Annotated in this window: 17 protein-coding genes and 1 pseudogene; 10 read left to right on the forward strand and 8 right to left on the reverse strand. The window is 66.8% G+C overall.

Features of this window, described 5'->3' with window-relative positions; translation table 11 throughout:
- Positions 1–32: 32 nt before the first annotated feature.
- A pseudogene (locus E9229_RS11840) lies at positions 33–1274 on the forward strand (peroxidase family protein); the annotation flags it as partial.
- Between the two features lie 867 nt (positions 1275–2141).
- Here the strand turns inward: E9229_RS11840 and E9229_RS11845 are convergent.
- The 5 genes from E9229_RS11845 to E9229_RS11865 form a co-directional block, all read right to left on the reverse strand.
- The gene (locus E9229_RS11845; protein WP_183511476.1) at positions 2142–4538 is read right to left on the reverse strand and encodes a bifunctional salicylyl-CoA 5-hydroxylase/oxidoreductase; all 2397 of its coding nucleotides are present in this window, start codon (positions 4536–4538) and stop codon (positions 2142–2144) included.
- A 102-nt stretch (positions 4539–4640) separates the two neighbouring features.
- Positions 4641–6272 (reverse strand): AMP-binding protein, encoded by a 1632-nt coding sequence (locus E9229_RS11850; protein WP_183511478.1) that lies wholly within the window; start codon positions 6270–6272, stop codon positions 4641–4643.
- Between the two features lie 53 nt (positions 6273–6325).
- Positions 6326–7195 carry an acyl-CoA thioesterase gene (locus E9229_RS11855; protein WP_183511480.1) on the reverse strand — a complete coding sequence of 290 codons (870 nt, stop codon included), beginning with the start codon at positions 7193–7195 and terminating at the stop codon, positions 6326–6328.
- Positions 7192–7674 (reverse strand): cupin domain-containing protein, encoded by a 483-nt coding sequence (locus E9229_RS11860; protein WP_183511482.1) that lies wholly within the window; start codon positions 7672–7674, stop codon positions 7192–7194. Before E9229_RS11860 ends, E9229_RS11855 begins: the two co-directional genes overlap by 4 nt.
- A 32-nt stretch (positions 7675–7706) precedes the next feature.
- Positions 7707–8567 carry a fumarylacetoacetate hydrolase family protein gene (locus E9229_RS11865; protein WP_183511484.1) on the reverse strand — a complete coding sequence of 287 codons (861 nt, stop codon included), beginning with the start codon at positions 8565–8567 and terminating at the stop codon, positions 7707–7709.
- A gap of 144 nt (positions 8568–8711) precedes the next feature.
- Here E9229_RS11865 and E9229_RS11870 point away from each other — a divergent pair, with 144 nt between their 5' ends.
- Positions 8712–9134, forward strand: a complete 423-nt coding sequence (locus E9229_RS11870) for a RidA family protein (RefSeq protein WP_183511486.1) — start codon at positions 8712–8714, stop codon at positions 9132–9134.
- A 163-nt stretch (positions 9135–9297) separates the two neighbouring features.
- The gene (locus E9229_RS11875) at positions 9298–9615 is read left to right on the forward strand and encodes a hypothetical protein (RefSeq protein WP_183511488.1); all 318 of its coding nucleotides are present in this window, start codon (positions 9298–9300) and stop codon (positions 9613–9615) included.
- Between the two features lie 88 nt (positions 9616–9703).
- Here E9229_RS11875 and E9229_RS11880 read toward each other — a convergent pair whose 3' ends face one another.
- Positions 9704–9922, reverse strand: a complete 219-nt coding sequence (locus E9229_RS11880) for a hypothetical protein (RefSeq protein ID WP_183511491.1) — start codon at positions 9920–9922, stop codon at positions 9704–9706.
- Positions 9923–9940: 18 nt separating this feature from the next.
- Here E9229_RS11880 and E9229_RS11885 point away from each other — a divergent pair, with 18 nt between their 5' ends.
- On the forward strand, positions 9941–10117 hold the full coding sequence (locus E9229_RS11885; protein WP_183511493.1) for a hypothetical protein: 177 nt from the start codon (positions 9941–9943) through the stop codon (positions 10115–10117).
- Here the strand turns inward: E9229_RS11885 and E9229_RS11890 are convergent.
- Together E9229_RS11890 and E9229_RS11895 are read right to left on the reverse strand one after the other, a co-directional pair.
- Entirely contained in the window at positions 10114–10995 is an 882-nt protein-coding gene (locus tag E9229_RS11890; RefSeq protein ID WP_183511496.1) for a PaaX family transcriptional regulator, read from the reverse strand. The genes E9229_RS11885 and E9229_RS11890 overlap by 4 nt on opposite strands.
- A 126-nt stretch (positions 10996–11121) precedes the next feature.
- Positions 11122–12087, reverse strand: coding sequence for a quinone oxidoreductase family protein (locus E9229_RS11895; RefSeq protein WP_407671363.1), 966 nt, complete (start codon positions 12085–12087; stop codon positions 11122–11124).
- A 152-nt stretch (positions 12088–12239) separates the two neighbouring features.
- Between E9229_RS11895 and argC the strand changes: the two genes are divergently transcribed.
- The 6 genes from argC to E9229_RS11925 are packed head-to-tail and all read left to right on the forward strand — an operon-like array spanning position 12240 to position 18135.
- Positions 12240–13271 (forward strand): N-acetyl-gamma-glutamyl-phosphate reductase, encoded by a 1032-nt coding sequence (argC, locus tag E9229_RS11900; protein ID WP_183511501.1) that lies wholly within the window; start codon positions 12240–12242, stop codon positions 13269–13271.
- 11 nt (positions 13272–13282) lie between these two features.
- Positions 13283–14446 (forward strand): bifunctional glutamate N-acetyltransferase/amino-acid acetyltransferase ArgJ, encoded by a 1164-nt coding sequence (argJ, locus tag E9229_RS11905; protein ID WP_183512035.1) that lies wholly within the window; start codon positions 13283–13285, stop codon positions 14444–14446.
- Between the two features lie 26 nt (positions 14447–14472).
- Positions 14473–15393, forward strand: coding sequence for an acetylglutamate kinase (gene argB / locus E9229_RS11910; protein ID WP_183511504.1), 921 nt, complete (start codon positions 14473–14475; stop codon positions 15391–15393).
- Positions 15390–16640 carry an acetylornithine transaminase gene (locus tag E9229_RS11915; RefSeq protein ID WP_183511506.1) on the forward strand — a complete coding sequence of 417 codons (1251 nt, stop codon included), beginning with the start codon at positions 15390–15392 and terminating at the stop codon, positions 16638–16640. Before argB ends, E9229_RS11915 begins: the two co-directional genes overlap by 4 nt.
- Complete coding sequence (gene argF, locus E9229_RS11920) at positions 16637–17629, forward strand: ornithine carbamoyltransferase (protein ID WP_183511508.1); 993 nt, start codon at positions 16637–16639, stop codon at positions 17627–17629. The genes E9229_RS11915 and argF overlap by 4 nt, the downstream gene beginning before the upstream one ends.
- Complete coding sequence (locus tag E9229_RS11925) at positions 17626–18135, forward strand: arginine repressor (RefSeq protein WP_183511510.1); 510 nt, start codon at positions 17626–17628, stop codon at positions 18133–18135. Before argF ends, E9229_RS11925 begins: the two co-directional genes overlap by 4 nt.
- The last annotated feature ends 29 nt before the right edge of the window (positions 18136–18164 follow it).

An 18164-nucleotide genomic window follows, 5' to 3' on the forward strand; every position in this document is an offset into this window, starting at 1 on the left:
CCCAAGCCAAGCAAATATTAGCCGGTTAAACATGGGACAACAGCTTCTTTGAGATCCTGTTCGGCTACGAGTGGGAACTGACCAAGAGTCCAGCCGGCGCATACCAGTGGCAGCCGAAGGACGGGGCCGGTGCAAACACGGTGCCCGACCCCCAAGACGGCTCGCTGAGCCGCCCGCCGACCATGCTGACGACCGACATCGGTCTGCGGGAAGACCCGATCTACGGGAAGATCTCGCGCCGGTTCATGGAGAACCCGGACCAGTTTGCCGACGCGTTCGCGCGGGCATGGTTCAAGCTCACGCACCGTGACATGGGCCCGATCGAGCGCTATCTCGGCCCGGAAGTTCCCGAGGAGCAGCTGCTCTGGCAGGACCCGGTGCCCCCGGTGGATCACGAGTTGGTCGACGACGCGGACGTCGCAGCGCTCAAGCACGACATCCTCGCCACGGGACTGGCCGTGCCCTGGCTGGTGCGGACCGCATGGGCATCGGCGTCGACCTTCCGTGGCGGCGACAAGCGCGGTGGCGCCGACGGGTCGCGCGTCCGGCTGCTGCCCCAGAACGGCTGGGCGGTCAACGACCCGGCTCAGCTTGCGACCGTGCTGAGTGTGCTTGAGGGTGAGCAACAGAAGTTCAACTGCGCCCAGACCGGTGGCAAGAAGGTCTCGCTCGCAGACCTGATCGTCCTCGGTGGTGCGGCCGGCATCGAGAAAGCCGCCAGAGACGCCGGGCATGAGGTTCAGGTGCCCTTCACTCCGGGCCGCGCAGACGCGACACAGGAGCAGACGGACATCGAGTCGTTCGCCCCGCTCGAGCCGGCGGCGGATGGGTTCCGCAACTACCTTGGTGAGGTCAACAGCCTGTCGGCGGAGCATCTGCTCGTCGACCGGGCCAGCCAGCTGACGCTGACCGCCCCGGAGATGACGGTGCTGGTCGGTGGTATGCGGGTGCTGGGAGCCACCATGCAGGGCTCGACCGACGGTGTCTTCACCGACAAGCCCGGAACCCTGACCAACGACTTCTTCGTGAACCTGCTCGACATGGGCATCACGTGGAAGAGCATCGGGGAGGGGCAGGAACGTTTCGAGGCGACCGACGCGCAGGGCCGGCAGAAGTGGACCGGCACGCGTAACGACCTCGTCTTCGGCTCCAACTCCGAGCTGCGTGCGCTGGCAGAGGTTTACGCTGCCGACGATGCGAAGGAGAAATTTGTCGTGGACTTCGTCGCCGCGTGGACCAAGGTGATGGAACTCGGCCGCTACCGCCGGGCCTAACCCCATTGCCGATGAGGGATGCTCAGGGTACCCGGCCGACCCGTAACGGGTTTCCATTAGAAAATGGCTATAGCAGTCGATCATCCCCGCCGGGTATGGCTGCGCCGCGCAAGCGAGAGAAATTTCTGTACTCGCCGTATGGAAACTTTCAATCCCACGACATACCGGGTGCTCTTTGATGTCGGGGAAACCGTCGCAGCTCCCTTGGGCATACTTGTTTAGCGGGTAAGCGCATTGACAGGTTCTCGGCGCGCTGCCCACTACCGCTAGGGAAACCAATCCCCAGCCGATGACAGGCGCCCAGTTGTTGGCGACGCTGATCGACATGAGCACAACGACGCCAAGGGCTGACCACATGAGGCCTCCTGCCACTCCCAACGGCCCTGCCGCAGCCACAGCACGGGGGTAGCATCAGGCCGTCGATGCGCTGGCGGCTCGGACACTTCCGGAACTCCAACGCTCGATGAAGTGGGGCATGCCGGACTGCGGCGTCGGTGACGGCTGGTGTTTCAGCTGCGGTGGCTTCGCAGGCCACCGCAAGTTCATTTTCGTCAATGGTGCAGCGCTCTATCAGGCTCCACCGGTGATATCCGTGGGCATGGGCAAGCCGAGCCGGGGTGTTGAGCCCGTGTCCGTGGGCTACCTCGATGAACGCCAGCTCGGGGTGTGGCTGAAACGCGTCGCGTCCGCACCGGGAATTCGGGACAGGAAGCACCGAATCCCGGCGCGGACGCCGCATATCCAGGGCCCCGTACGCATTTGCTTCCACGCTCAGTGCTGTCCGCCTCCAACGGGCCATGCCGAAACCCGCTGTAAGCGTTCGTTTCGGCATGGCGCGGGACGCTCAGCAGTGGCGGAGAATCCCGGCTACACGCTGGGCACCAAACCCCCGTCGGCTTTGTCCTGCGCCGGGGTCCAGCGCAGGTGCACCTGCTCGTCGATCTCCTCCTCGCGCAGCAGCGACAGCCGCGGACGGACCGCATCGGTGCGGGCACTGGGTGGCTTGCGGCGTCCGGCCTTGAACGGCAGCGGCCAGTGCGCTCCGGCCCCGGCGTATTCCTGTTCGGCCGCCGCCTGCAGGGTCCACTGCGGGTTGTACAGGTGAGTGCGGCCCAATGCCACCAGGTCGGCGCGCCCGGCGAGCAGGATCGAGTTGACGTCGTCGTACGAGGACACCGCGCCGACGGCGATGACTGCGACACCGGCCGCGGCAGCGACCTGGTTGCGGATCTTGTCGGCGAACGGGGTCTGGTAGCTGCGGCCGAATGCAGGGCGTTCGTTGCGCACTATCTGCCCGGAGGAGACATCGATCGAGTTGATGCCGTGTTCGATGAATGCGGTGGAGATGAGCAGTGCATCCTCCTCGGTGTTGCCGCCCTCGACCCAGTCGGTGGCCGAGATGCGGACTCCGATCGGCTTGTGGGCAGGCCAGGCGGCGCGGACCGCATCGAGCACCTCAAGGGGGTAGCGCAGGCGGTTTTCCAACGAGCCGCCGTACTCATCGGTGCGCGTATTCGACAGCGGGGACAGGAAGGAGGAGAGCAGGTAGCCGTGGGCCGCGTGCAGCTCCAGCAGGTCGAAGCCGGCCGTATCCGCGCGGCGGGCAGCGGCGACGAACTGCTCGCGGACCTCATTCATCTGGGCGCGGGTGATTTCCCGGGGAACATGGCAGCCCTCGCCGTAGGGGATCGCACTGGGGGCCAGTACCTCCCAGTTGCCTTCCTCGAGTGGCTCGTCGATGCCGTCCCACATGAGTCTGGTGGAACCCTTGCGCCCCGAATGTCCGATTTGCGCGCCGATCTTGGCGTTCGAGTTTGCGTGCACGTAGTCGGCGATGCGCTTCCAGGCGGTGGCCTGTTCGTCGTTGTAGAGGCCGGTGCAGCCGGGGGTGATGCGCCCGATGTCCGAGACGCAGACCATCTCGGTCATGACCAGTCCGGCGCCGCCCATGGCCTTGGAGCCCAGGTGCACCAGATGGAAGTCCCCGGGTACCCCGTCAACCGCCGAGTACATGTCCATGGGGGAGACAACGACGCGGTTCACCAGGTCCAGCTCGCCGAGCTTGTACGGCTGGAACATCGCCGGTGCCACCTCGGCGGAGCCGGCCCGGCGGGCGAAGTCGGCATCGACCGTCTCGGCGAAGCCGGTGTCGCGCAGCTTCAGGTTGTCGTAGGTGATGCGGCGGGAGCGGGTGAGCAGGTTGAAGCAGAACTGCACCGGATCCTGGTCCTTGTACTGGCCGATGTTCTCGAACCACTCCATCGAGGCCTGGGCAGCACGCTGGGTCGATTCGACCACCGGACGGCGTTCGGTCTCGTAGGCTTCCAAGGCGGCCTCGACGCTCGCGTGTTCGTGCAGGCAGGCGGCCAGGGCGAGGGAGTCCTCCATGGCCAGCTTGGTGCCCGAGCCGATGGAGAAGTGCGCCGTGTGGGCCGCATCCCCGAGCAGCACGATGTTTCCATGGCGCCAGTTCCGGTTGCGCACGGTGGTGAAGTTGATCCACTTGGAGTTGTTGGTCAGCACCTCGTAGCCGGCCAGCTCCTCGGCGAAGATCTCCTTGATCCGGGTCACCGACTTCTCATCGCTGACGCCCGGGGCGAACGCAACATCTTCGGTCTCGTCGAACCCGGCGGCACGCCACACGTCCTCGTGCATTTCCACGATGAACGTCGAACCCTCCTCCGAGTACGGGTAGCCATGGATCTGCATGGTGCCGGCTTCGGTTTCCTTGACGAAGAATTTGAACGCCTCGAAGACCTGGTCGGTGCCCAGCCACATGTACTTCGAGACGCGCGGGTCCAGCGATGGACCAAAGGATTCGGCGAACTCGGTACGGATCGCCGAGTTAAGCCCGTCCGCTGCCAGCACCAGGTCGTAGTTTGCCGAGAGCTCGGAAACATGCGGGGCCATGGTGGAGAATCGTACGTCGACGCCGAGTTCGATGCACCGGCGCTGGAGCAGTTCGAGCAGTTCCTTGCGGCTCATCGCGGCGAAGCCCTGGCCGCCGACGGTGTGCATCTCGCCGCGGAAGTGGATGTCGATGTCGCTCCAGCGGGCAAAGCGGCGGGACATGTAATCGGCCACGACGGTATCGGCGTTGCCGATGCCGCCGAGCGTCTCGTCCGAGAAGACCACGCCGAAGCCGAACGTATCCGATGCCGCGTTGCGTTCCCACACGGTGACCTCGTGGGTCGGGTCCAGCTGCTTCATCAGTGCGGCGAAGTACAGGCCGCCGGGCCCGCCGCCAACGATTGCGATTTTCATGTCTGGTGTCCTTTCGATGGCCCGGGGGTGCCGGGCCGGGCAGAGGCGATCCGGTTCCGGTTCAAGCGGAGGTTCGGGGCCGGCCTGCCGGGGTACGGGGGATTAGGGGGCGCTGGTCCCGGCGAGGGATTCGCGCAGCTTGAAGTGCTGCAGCTTGCCGCTGGGATTTCTCGGCAGCTCCGCGACGAAGCGGATGTCACGCGGGTATTTGTAGGGCGCGATGGTTGCCTTGACGAAGTCTTGGAGCTCCTTGACCTTTTCCGGGCCGGACCCGGCGCCGTCGACCAGGACGACGAAGGCGCAGACCACCGAGCCGCGCTGCTCGTCCGGCCGGGCCACCACCGCGTTTTCCAGTACGTCGGGGTGCTCGTTCAGGGCGGCTTCGACCTCCGGGGCCCCGATGTTGTAGCCCGAGGAGACGATCATGTTGTCGCTGCGGGCCTGGTAGGTGAAGTAGCCATCGGCATCCATCACAAAGGTGTCGCCGGTGACGTTCCAGCCGTTGGACACGTACGCGTGTTGGCGTTCGTCGTCGAGGTAGCGGCAGCCGGTGGGGCCGATGACAGCCAGCCGGCCGACCTCGTTGGGGCCGAGTTCGTTGCCCTGCGCATCGAGGATGGTGGCGCGGTAGCCGGGGACGGCTGTGCCCGTGGTGCCGGGACGGATGTCGGCACCCGCTGCCGAAATGAACACGTGCAGCATTTCGGTGGCGCCGATGCCGTTGACCAGCGCCAGCCCTGTTTCATCGTGCACATGGTGCCAGGTTTCAGCTGGCAGGTGTTCGCCGGCGGAGACCGCCATGCGCAGCGACGTGAGCAGCTCGGCCTTCCCCTCCTTCAAGATGGCCCGGTAGGCGGTCGGTGCGGTGAACAAGATGGTGGCACCGGCAGCATGGGACTGCCTGGCCAGTTCCACCGGCGTGGTGCGTTCGGTCAGCAGCGCGCTGGCCCCGAAACGGAGGGGAAAGACGACCAGGCCACCAAGTCCGAAGGTGAAGGCCAGCGGCGGGGAGCCGGCGAAGACATCCTCGGGAGTCGGCTTGAGGATGTGGCGGGCGAACGTGTCGGCATTGGCCAGGATGTCCCGGTGGAAATGCATGGTGATCTTCGGTGTGCCCGTGGTGCCCGAGGTGGGACCTAGCAGGGCCACGTCGTCTGCAGCCGTCTGCACATTCGTGAAGTCCCCGGGCTTGGATGCCGAGAGCGCCACCAGGTCACCGGCTGCCTGGGAGCCGACGGAGACGACGGGATAGCCGCCGGTCGCGGCCTCCTGTGCGTCGGACAGGAAGCGGTGGTCGCATAGCATCAGGGCAGGCAGGGTGAGGGCCGCGAGCTTTTCGATCTCAGCGGCGCGCAGTGCGGGCATGGTGGTCACCGCCACGGCTCCGGCCTTGAGCACCCCGAGCCAGCAGGCGACGAGCCAGGCGTTGTTGGGGGCGCGGAGCATGACCCGGTTGCCCGGCACGATCCCGTAATCCTCGACCAGCACCCGGGCTACCTGGTTGGAGCGGATGAGCAGCTCGCCGTAGCTCAGGGCCGAACCGTCCGGTGCCAGCAGCGCGGGGCGATCGGCCCCGAAGGTTGCCACGGCGTCGTCGATGAGCACGGTGGCGGCGTTGAGCTTCTCCGGGTATTGGAGTTCGGGCAGCGTGAATTCCAGCGTCGGCCACAACTCGTGTGGCGGCAGATGGTCTCGAGCGAAGGTGTCCCGATGTGCCGAGGACGATAGTTCCATGACGTCTCTTTCCAAGAGTCGGTGATCAATGGTTCTGCTGGACGAATAAAGCCTTAGCCCCGGGGGCCGCGGATCATGCCCTCCTGGGCGACAGTGGCCAGCAACATGCCCGCCCGGGTGTAGAACCGGCCCAGTGCAAGGCCCCGGTTGTTCTGGCTGGAGACGGCTTCCTGGACGTAGAGCACCCAGTCATCGACGCGGCCATCGCGGTGGAACCACATGGAATGATCCAGGCTGGCAGTCACCAGGCCCTCGGTGCCCCAGGCCAGGTTCTGCGTGCGCAGCAATGGTTCAAGGATGGTGTAGTCGCAGACGTAGGCCAGGGCGGCCTTCTGCGTGATCTGGTCATCGGGAAGTCCGGTGAAGGCCTTCACCCAGACCGCCTGGTGGGCCGTGCTCGCGCCCTCGACGTCCAGATACAGGGCACCGGGAACATGGCGCATGTCGAAGCTGCGACCGGTCGCCCAGTAGTCTGCCGCGGCGCCCTCGGCTCCGGCCAGGACCTCGGCGGCGCTGGCCAGTGCCTCCGGATCCAAGTCCAGGTATTCGGCCGGGGCGCTGGAGGCCTGCTCCGGACCATCCTCGGGGACGTGGAAGGAACCGAGCGCCGTGTAGACGGGTTTGCCGTTCTGGAAGCCGCGCACCTGGCGGGTGGAATAGCCGCGGCCATCGCGCAATAGTTCGACCTCATAGCGGACCGGTACGTGCATGTCGACCGGCCGCAGGAAGTAGGAGTGCATCGAGTGCAGCGAGCGGTCATCGGCGACCGAGCGCATCATGGCCGAGGCGCCCTGGGCCACCATGTCCCCGCCGTAGGCCTTGGGCCACGGAACGTACTGCGGGACGGCGGTGTAGGCCTGGTCGAACACTTCAGGCTCGCAGGGGCTCAGGTCGATGGCGTCGAGGAAGATCTGTGAACTCATGCCCGGCGGTATCCTTCCAGCGATGCGTCCGCCACGTCTTCGAGGTTGACTACGATGTTTTCCGGCGTGCGCGCGGTCAGCCAGACCAGGTCCCCGGTGATGGACATGTTTGCCTCCACATGCGGCATGTACGGCGGCACAAATACCCAGTCTCCGGCGGTCATGTCCAGGAACTGCTCGTAGTTCTCACCGAAGTAGATGCGGCCGTGGCCGCGCAGCACGTATCCGCCGGTTTCGGCCTCGCCGTGGTGGTGCGGCAGCGAGCGGTAGCCGGGGGTATTGGAGACCTGGCCGAACCAGAGCTTGGTGGCGGGGGTGTGCTGGATTGAAACGCCGGAGACGCGGATGCAGTCGCCGGACTGAGCCGTGTTGGTGTCTTCGGCGCCGGCGCGGGTGACCACCGGGACGACGGCTCCGTCCGCGCCGGCATAGATCGAGTTGTCGCCTTCGGTGCTGTAGATCGTGGGGCTGGTGTTCATGGGTATGTCTCCTTCGACTGCGGACGGTGTGGTCAAACGGACTGGATAGTGGCCCTGGTGCGGATCCTGACGGTGTTGGTCAGGGTGCCGATGCCGGGGATCTCGGTGCGCAGCAGGTCCCCGTCGCGCAGGAAGCGCTGCGGGACCATTCCCATGCCCACGCCGCCGGGTGTGCCGGTGAGGACCACGTCCCCGGGGCGCAGCGTGGTGAACGTAGAGATGTAGGACAGGAGCCGGGCGCAGGAGAAGACCAGGGTCATGGTGTTGCCGCGCTGGACTTCCTCGCCGTTGAGCGTGCAAATGACCTGGACCCCGGCTTCCGGGTCCAGTTCGTCCGGTGTTACCATCACTGGGCCCAACGGGGTAGTGGCGTCAAACGCCTTGCCCTGGAACCACTGCAGGGTCCGGCTCTGCCAGTCGCGCATGGAAACGTCGTTGGCCACCGTGTACCCGGCGATGGCGGCGGCGGCCTCCGCTTCGTCGGCGTCCCGGAGCGTAGTGCCGACGATGACCGCGAGTTCGGCCTCCCAGTCGAGGCTCTGCGAGTGTTCGCTGGTGATTTCGGCATCCGGATCGGTGAGCGTATCGGCGAACTTGGCGAAAAGCGTGGGATATTCAGGCAGGTCGCGGCCCATTTCAAGGATGTGGTCTGCGTAGTTCAGTCCGCAGCAGATGACCTTGGCCGGGGCCGGTACCGGGTTCAGCAGCGTCGCCTCGGTGCGGGGAATGACATCGGGGGAGCTGTGGCTGGAGGTGGCCACGCGAACCAGGTGCTTCCATTCCGGGGTGCCGAGCAGTTCGCTGAGGTTGCGGGCAGGCAGCGGCAGGTAGCCGCCGTTCACCGCCACTGCTGCTGTGGTGGTGGCACCGTGGCGAATCGTTGCGAGTTTCATGTACTGCTCCCTTGGGGTGTTTCCTGGTCATACCTGTGTCGACTTTTTGACTGCCGTCACGTATCCTCAATGTAACACGCGTCACAAGTGTGGCGCTAGGGGTGAATCCACCACAAAAACACGACGGCCCTCAGGGAGTGCGACATGACCCAGACCACGGTTCACGAAAACCTCACGATCAATCCCGTTTCATTGCCCAAGCCCTCCGGATATGCCCATGGCATGCTCGCCGGCAGCACCGTCTATCTCGGTGGACAGACCGCTCTGGATGCTGACATGCGCATCGTTCCCGGCGGCATCATCGAACAGTTCACCCAGGCCTTTTCGAACGTGTTGGCCACGCTGGCCGAGGCCGGCGGCCGACCCGAGGACCTGGTGTCGGTGACGATCTACCTCACCGATGTCGACGACTATATGGCCAATGGCCGTGAGATCGGCCGGCTCTGGCGCGAGATGGCGGGTACGAAATACCCGGCGATGGCGGGAATCGGGGTCAATCGGCTCTGGCAGAAGGAGGCCCTGATCGAAATCCAGGGCGTCGCGGTGATTCAGGACCGCGACAACTGATCCCCGGCCCCGGGGAGCCGGCCCCGACCGTTTGACCACAGGGCGTGCCCGGGTTCGGCATGATGCTGGCCTTGGCTTCCGCCGGCCGCCGTGCTCCATCGGAAGCCTGCTTGCCCGGAACCGCACCACGCCGAGACCCCTCAGCGCTAGTGTCTCCTTCCTCGTGATCACGGCGGCGGCCACGGTGGGGCCCGTAGCGGGCAACGTCCCGACCGGGCTCACCCGCACCAACGGCAGCGGGCTGCCCGTCGCGTTCGTGCTCGCCGCGGTGATCGGGCTGCGCTTCTTCGTCGGCTACGCGGCGAAGGACGGGCAGGAGGTCAATTCCGGCGCTTTCCATGCCCAGGCGGCCCGGGCCTTGGGCAAGCCCGCCGCTGCCACGTCCCGCGGCTGGCCGGTCCGGAGTGCTTCGCCGTCCGGATCCGGCACTCGTGAACCTTCGGCGACGGCCCGGAACTGCGCGGCAGGCAGGCCCTGGTGATCGGCGGCGGAAACTCCGGTACGTTCATCGCCTGCCCCGGCGCGTGGCGTGCCGAGCGGGCCTTCGCATCGGTGAGGCGCCGCTAACGCTACTTCCCGAAACGCAGCGGCGTGCGGCCTGCCGAAGCGTGGTTGCCGGAATCCTCGAACCGCCCCGGCGGATCGGAGCGGCCGGGGGCCTCACCGGGTAGGGAGCGGTATTCCTCGACTGATCCACCGGGCAGGCCCATGGGATCAGGCTGGCCACGGGTTACGACTGCCTGATGCCGCTCCTTGACCTGCAGCTGCTCGATATGAAGGCCCGCCACCCGAGGCTGTAACTGAACGTGTTCCCGTGCCGGTCCGGCCCGCTCTGCATCCGGGGATTCATCGGGGTCGCCGACGCGGCACGCCGGCGCTTCGGCGACATGGTTCAGCTGGTGCTCATGGAGATTCGAGCCCGGGAAGACGGCATGCACCACAGCCCGGGGCCCGACCTGCGTGCGGCGCGCGGGCAGTGCTAGGCGCCGGCGAGGCCCGCGTCGATAACCCGGCCTGCGTGCCTTTCGGCGCGGGGTGAGAGCAGGGCGTGCAGTTCTTGGAAAAGCCGCTCGGCGCCCAACGCATTCCAGTCCGCCGGCAGGAACGCGATGGGCAGTCCCGGGTCGAGGTAGGGCAGCCGGCGCCACTGGGTGATCAGGACCAGGTAATCGGCGAAGGCGCGGGCATCGGCAGCGGGGTCGGTTATCGATGCATCGGTTTCCCGCCACGAGGCGAGCAGGCCCGCGTTGTTGAGCAGGAAGTCCGAATACAGGGCGTCCAGAGCCGGAAGGTCCCACCAGGAGTCGATGTTCCGGTGCAGGTCGGCACCCCCGACGTGGTCGGCCATGAAGAACTCGAGGTATTCGTTGAGCCCGTGCTGATCGAAGTGCGCCAGGACCTCTTCGCGCAGGTGCCCCGGGGCGATCCAGAGCCCGGGGGTGACCGAACCGAAGCCCATGCGGATCAACGATGAGCGGATCTTGTGGCGGATGTTGCGTTGGGACTCCGGGACGGTGAAGGTGGCTAGTAGCCATCGGTCGGTGGCCGTGGCCCGGCGCGGGTGGAAGATTCGTTCGTCGCCCTCGATGAACGTCTCGATGACGGAAGAGGCCAACGCATATCCGCTGCGGCCGTTGACCGCAACGCTGTCGATGACCCCGCGCTTCTTGAGCCGCGAAATGGACGAACGCGTCCCCGCCGGTTCCACGCCGATGTCCTGCATCAGCGAAATGATGGCCGCCACCTGCAAGGCGCCGCCATGGCGCCGGGCGTAGAGCCCGAAAAGAGAGACGATGAGCTGGTGATGCCGCGGAGCGGGCGCCTCGGCCTGGGCCGGGGGCCCGCCTGCGTGGGAAGTCATGTGCCAACCCTATCCAAGGGGTCGTGGCGATCCGGGGGAAGGCCCCGGGATTGCCCCATGTGTCGCCTTCATGACGCCCGGCCCTGAAACGCGTTGCGCCAGGGTGCCGGGCAAAAGGCGGGCCTGCTAGGGAATGAGGATGACCTTGCCGGTGGTGGCCCGGGATTCGAGCGCCGTATGGGCGGCGCCCGCGTCCTCCAGGGCAAAGCGCGCGCCGATGCGCACATTCAGTTTGCCTTCGGCGGCCAGGGCGAACATCTCGCCGGAGCGCCACCGGCGTTCCTCGGCGCTGAGCAGGAAATCCCCGATCTTCGGGCGGGTGACGGTGAGCGATCCATGGGCATTGAGCTGCTGCAGGTCGAAGGGCGGGACCTGGCCCGAGGCACCACCGAAGAGCACCAGGGTGCCGCGGATCGCCAGGGCGTCGAGCGAGTCCTCGAAGGTGTCCTTGCCGATCCCGTCGTAGACCACGTCAACGCCGCGCCCGCCGGTCAGTTCGCGGACCCGCGCCGGCACGTCGGCGTATCCCAGTACGTGGTCGGCACCGGCCGTCCGGGCCAGCTCGGCCTTCGCCGGCGTGGAGGTCGTGGTGATGACGGTGGCCCCGCGCAGCTTGAGCAGCTGGATCAGCAGCAGCCCGACCCCGCCCGCCCCGGCGTAGGTCAGCACGGTGTCGCCGGGACGCACGTGGTAGCTGGAGTTGACCAGATAGTGGGCCGTCATGCCCTGCAGTGGCAAGGCGGCGGCGACATCGTCGGGCACGGCGTCGGGGACGGGCAGCGCCTTGTCCGCCTCGAGCAGCGTGAACTGGGCGTAGGTGCCGCTGCCCTCGGCCGTTGCCACGCGGTCGCCCACGGCAAAGCCGGTGACTCCGTCGCCGAGCGACTCGACGATTCCGGAGCATTCGCCGCCGGCAATGAAGGGATAGGAGACCTGGTAGACGCCGGAGCGCTGATAGGTTTCAATGAAGTTCACACCTACAGCGGAGACCCGGAGCAGGAGTTGGCCGGGGCCGGGAACGGGGACCGGGAGCTCGACCCGTTCGAAGGCTTCGGCTCCGCCGGCCGCAGGGACCTGGACTGCGTATGACACCATGGACTCCTTTGTGTGTGCTGTTTGGCTTCGCCTCCATCTTAACGCCGGGGCTGCTCCGCCGGGCCCGTGGCGACGCGGGATGACAAACCGGCCGAAATAGTGTGAATATTTATTAGCCGTAGTGCATAAATCAGTAGTAGGGTTTCCGTATGACGATCTCTGTAGCAGTCTCCGGTGCCAGCGGATACGCCGGCGGCGAGGTCCTGCGCCTGCTGACGAACCACCCGAACGTTTCCATCGGCGCCATCACGGCGCACAGCAACGCCGGGGCGCGCCTCGGCGATGTCGCCCCGCACCTGCACTCGCTCGCCGACCGCGTTCTGGTCGAGACCACGGTGGAGAACCTTGCCGGACACGACGTCGTGTTCCTGGCACTACCGCACGGAGCCAGTGCCGCCATTGCCGCGCAGCTGCCGCCCGACACCCTGGTCATCGATGCCGGAGCCGACCACCGGCTCGAATCGGCCGCCGCCTGGGAGAAGTTCTACGGCTCGGCCCACGCCGGGACTTGGCCCTACGGCTTGCCCGAACTGCCCGGCGCCCGCGCCGCGCTCGCCGGTGCCAAGCGCATCGCCGTACCCGGCTGCTACCCGACCAGCGCCCAGCTGGCGCTGGTTCCCGGCTTCGCCGCAGGGTTGCTTCAGCCGGAGGATGTGGTCATCATCGCAGCTTCAGGAACCTCCGGCGCGGGCAAGGCGGCCAAGGTCAACCTGATCGGCGCCGAGGTCATGGGCGGCATGAGTCCCTATGGCGTCGGCGGGTTCCACCGCCACACCCCCGAAATGGAACAGGGCTTCTCCCATGCGGCGGGGGAGCCGGTCACCGTTTCCTTTACCCCCACGCTGGCCCCGATGCCGCGCGGCATCCTCACCACGGCCACGGCCAAGGTGCGCCCGGGCGTCACAGCCGCCGCCCTGCGCGACGCCTGGGAAAACGCCTACGCCCACGAGCCGTTCGTGAAGCTGCTGCCCGAAGGCCGGTGGCCGCACACCAAGGCCGTGCAGGGAAGCAACTACGCACAGGTGCAGTTGGCACTCGACGAGCATGTAGGCCGGGTCATCGTCACCGTGGCCATCGACAACCTGACCAAGGGCACAGCCGGCGGGGCCGTCCAATCCATGAACATCGCCCTCGGACTGAGCGAAACCGCCGGCCTGATGATTGAAGGAGTAGCACCGTGAGCAACCCCACCATCGGCGTGACGGCCCCTGCAGGATTCTCCGCCTCCGGCGTGACGGCCGGACTCAAGGCCTCGGGCAACCCCGACCTCGCCATCGTGCGCAACGACGGTCCGCTGCACCATGTGGCAGCCGTCTTCACCTCCAACCGCGTCGCGGCGGCACCTGTGCACTGGTCGCGCCAAGTGGTCGGCGACGGCCGCGCCGACGCGGTGCTGCTGAACTCCGGCGGCGCCAACGCCTGCACCGGCCCGGAGGGCTTCGCCAATACGCACGCCTCGGCCGAACACGCGGCCAAGGTGCTGGGCATCGGCTCCGGCGACATCGTCGTCTGCTCCACCGGCCTGATCGGCGAACAGCTGCCAATGGACAAGATCATCCCCGGCATCGATGCGGCGGCGGCTGCGCTGGGCAGCGGCAGCGAGTTCGACGGCGGCGGCGCCGCGGCGACCGCCATCATGACCACCGATACCGTCTCCAAGCAGGCCGGCTTCGCCGGAACCGGCTACAGCATCGGCGCCATGGCCAAGGGCGCCGGCATGCTGGCGCCGGGCCTGGCCACCATGCTCGTGGTCATCACCACCGATGCCGTGGTCGAACCCGCCGGATTGGAGGCCGCCCTGCGCGGCGCGACCCGGGTCAGCTTCGATCGCGCCGACTCCGACGGCTGCATGTCCACCAACGACACCGTGGTGCTGATGGCCTCCGGTGCCTCGGGAACCGTGCCGGACCCGGCGGAATTCGCCACCGGGCTCAAGGACCTCTGCATCGACCTGGCCCTGCAGCTGATTCGCGATGCCGAGGGCGCAGCCCACGACATCACCATCCGCACGTTCAACGCGGCCACCGAGCAGGACGCCGAGGACGTCTCGCGCACCGTCTCGCGCTCCAACCTGTTCAAGACGGCGATCTTCGGCCAGGACCCCAACTGGGGCCGTGTGCTCTCCGCCGTGGGAACCACCAAGGCCGTCTTCGAGGCCGATGAGCTGAACGTGTCGATCAACGGGGTGCAGATCTGCCGCAACGGCGGCGTGGGGGATGACCGCAACCTGGTCGACCTCACCGGCCGAGAGGTGCTGGTGGAGATCGACCTGAACGCCGGCGACGCCGAGGCCGCCATCTGGACCAATGACCTCACCCACGACTATGTCCACGAGAACTCCGCCTACAGCAGCTAGCGGTGTCCGGCAGTGAGGAACTACCTATGAGCAGCACCCAGACCACCCCCATGGACGTGGCCCAGCGCAAGGCCGAGGCCCTGATCGAGGCCTTGCCCTGGATCCAGCGCTTCGCCGGGACCACCATGGTCATCAAGTACGGCGGCAACGCCATGGTCAACGAGGAATTGCGCCGCGCGTTCGCCGAAGACATCGTCTTCCTGCGCCACGTCGGCATCAACCCCGTCGTCGTCCACGGCGGCGGACCGCAGATCAACTCGATGCTCAAGCGACTGGGCATTGAATCCGAGTTCAAGGGCGGGCTGCGAGTCACCACGCCCGAGGCCATGGATGTGGTGCGCATGGTGCTCACCGGGCAGGTCCAGCGCGAACTGATCGGCCTGATCAACTCGCATGGGCCCTACGCCGTGGGACTCTCCGGAGAGGACGGGGCGCTGCTGCGTGCCGTGCGCACCGGAACAGTCATTGACGGGCAGGAAGTGGACCTGGGCCTGGTAGGCGAGGTTACCGGTGTCGCCCCCGAGGCGATCCTGGACCTGCTGCAGGCCGGGCGCATTCCGGTCATCTCCACGATCGCCCCCGAGGTCGATGCGAACGACGACCCCACTGGGCAGGTGCTCAACGTCAACGCAGACACCGCCGCCGCGGCACTGGCCTCGGCGCTGGGAGCCTCCAAGCTGGTGATCCTTACCGATGTGGAGGGGCTCTATGCCAACTGGCCGGACAAGTCGTCGCTGATCTCCAGCATCACCGCATCCGAGCTCGAGGTGATGCTGCCCTCGCTCGAATCCGGCATGATCCCGAAGATGGCCGCCTGCCTCAAGGCCGTTGCCCAGGGCGTCGCCCAGGCCCACATCGTCGATGGCCGCCAACCGCACTCCATGCTGCTGGAGGTCTTCACCTCCGCCGGCGTGGGCACCCAAGTCGTTCCGGAGGAACTTACATGAGTGACATCGTCGCAGCAGACATCAACGAGCTGGCGCACCTGCAGGGCACCGAGCTGCTCGCCCGCTACCAGGCCTCGCTGATGGGGGTCTTCGGCACCCCGCAACGCGTGCTGGTGCGCGGCACCGGGTCCCTGGTCTGGGACGCCGACGGCAATGAATACCTGGACCTGCTGGCCGGCATCGCGGTCAACGCGCTGGGCCACGCCCACCCGCTGCTGAACTCGGTCGCCACCAGCCAGATGGCCACGCTGGGGCACATCTCCAATTTCTTCACCTCCCCGACGCAGATCGGGCTGGCCGAGAAGCTGCTTGAACTCACCGCCGCCCCGGCAGGCTCCAAGGTCTTCTTCACCAACTCCGGCACCGAGGCAAACGAGGCGGCCTTCAAGCTGGCCCGCCGCAATGCCGGAACCCCGCAGAAGCCGCGTACCCGGATCGTCGCCCTGGAGCAGGGTTTCCACGGGCGGAGCATGGGCGCACTGGCGCTGACCTGGAAACAGGCCTACCGCGAACCGTTCGAACCGCTGCCCGGCGGCGTCGAATGGGTGCCGGCCGGCGACGTGGACGCGCTGCGCGCAGCCGTCGATGATTCAGTGGCGGCCATCTTCATCGAACCGATCCAGGGCGAGGCCGGCGTGGTCCCGCTTCCCGCCGGTTACCTGGCGGCGGCGCGGGAGATCGCCTCTGCCGCCGGGGCCCTGCTGGTCTTCGACGAGGTACAGACCGGCATCGGGCGCACCGGCAAGTGGTTTGCCTCCGAGGGAGTGCTGCCCGATGCGATGACCCTGGCCAAGGGCCTGGGCGGCGGCTTCCCGATCGGCGCCCTGGTCACTTTCGGCGATACGGCCTCGACGCTGCTGTCTGCCGGCCAGCACGGCACCACCTTCGGCGGCAACCCCGTCGCCACCGCGTGCGCGCTGGCGACGCTGCACGTGATCGAATCCCAGCAGCTGCTGGCCCACGTTCAGACCACCGGTGCGGTGCTGCGCGAGCAGCTCGCCACGCTGGACTGCGTCACAGAGGTGCGCGGGGAAGGCCTGCTGATCGGCTTCGACCTCGCCGCGGACGTGGCCCCGGCACTGGTGCGCCACGCACTGGATGCCGGCTTCATCATTAACGCCCCGGGACCGCGCACCCTGCGCCTGGCCCCTCCACTGATCATCACCGCCGAACAATTGGGCACCTTCGTGGAGGCGCTGCCTGCGCTCTACGTGGCCGCCCTCGCAGAAAGCCAGGAACAGGCATGAGCCCAGCGAACACCACCCCCGTACGTCACTTCCTCACCGACCTGGACCTTAGCCAGGCGGAACAGTCCGAGGTGCTGGATCTCGCCGCGGCCATGAAGGCCGACCGCTACGGGTACCGCCCGTACGCCGGCCCGCAGACCGTCGTCGTGTTCTTCGACAAGACTTCCACCCGCACCCGGGTCTCCTTCGCCGCGGGCATCGCCGAGCTGGGGGGCACACCGCTGATCATCAACTCCGGCGAGTCCCAGCTGGGCCACAAGGAATCGATCGCCGATTCCGCCAAGGTGCTCGAGCGCATGGTCTCCACCATCGTCTGGCGTACCTACGCCCAGGCCGGGCTCGAGGAAATGGCGCAGAATTCATCGGTGCCGGTCATCAACGCGCTCTCGGATGACTATCACCCGTGCCAGCTGCTGGCCGATCTGCTGACCGTGCGTGAACATAAGGGCGCCCTGGCCGGGCTGTCGATGGCCTACCTGGGCGACTCGGCCAACAACATGGCCAATTCCTACCTGCTTGCCGGCGTCACTGCGGGCATGCATGTGCGCATTGCTGGCCCCGAGGGCTACCTGCCCTCGGCTGCGATCATCGCCGCCGCCGAGCAACGCGCCGCACAGACCGGCGGTTCGGTGCTGGTGACCACCGATGCGACGGCGGCGTTGGCCGGAGCCGACGTAGTCGCCACCGACACCTGGGTGTCGATGGGACAGGAAGACGAGAAGGCTGCGCGCCTGGAGCTCTTTCGCGACTATGCGGTGGATGCGACCGCGATGGCCCATGCGCACGAGGACGCGATCGTGCTGCACTGCCTGCCGGCTTACCGCGGCTATGAGATCTCGGCCGAGGTCATCGATGGCCCGCAATCGGTGGTCTTCGACGAGGCAGAGAACCGTCTCCATGCGCAGAAGGCACTGATGGCCTGGCTCATGGCCAAGTCCAACCTGGCCGAGGTTGCCGGGGTGCGGCAGTCCTGCGACGGAGTACGATGAGCAACCTCCCGGCTTCACAGCCGTCTACCAAGACCGCGCGTCAGGCCCGCATCACGGCGGTCCTTGCGGCCCGGGCGGTACGTTCGCAGGCAGAGCTTGCCGTGCTGCTCTCCGATGAGGGGCTGCAGGTTACACAGGCCACGCTCTCGCGCGACCTGGTGGAGCTCGGTGCGGTGCGTGTGCGCGGCGTCGAAGGAGCTCTCGTCTATGCGCTGCGCGCCGAGGGCGGAGACCGCAGTCCACAGGTGGTACTCAGCCAAGAGGTGCTCGATGCCCGCCTCTCCAAGCTCTGCGCCGAACTGCTGGTCTCCGCCGAGGCCAGCGGGAACATGGTGGTGCTGCGCACCCCGCCAGGTGCTGCGAATTTCCTGGCCCTATCCATCGACCACTCGCTGATGCCCTCGGTGCTGGGTACCATCGCCGGGGATGACACGGTCCTGATTGTCACTCGTGACCCCGGAGGCGGGCAGGCGCTGGCCGCACGCTTCCTGGAATTGGCCGAATAGCGTCGATTCGTGAATCAAAGCTGTTGCCA

The sequence above is a fragment of the Paeniglutamicibacter cryotolerans genome (assembly GCF_014190875.1).
GTDB classification, from domain to species: Bacteria; Actinomycetota; Actinomycetes; order Actinomycetales; family Micrococcaceae; genus Paeniglutamicibacter; species Paeniglutamicibacter cryotolerans.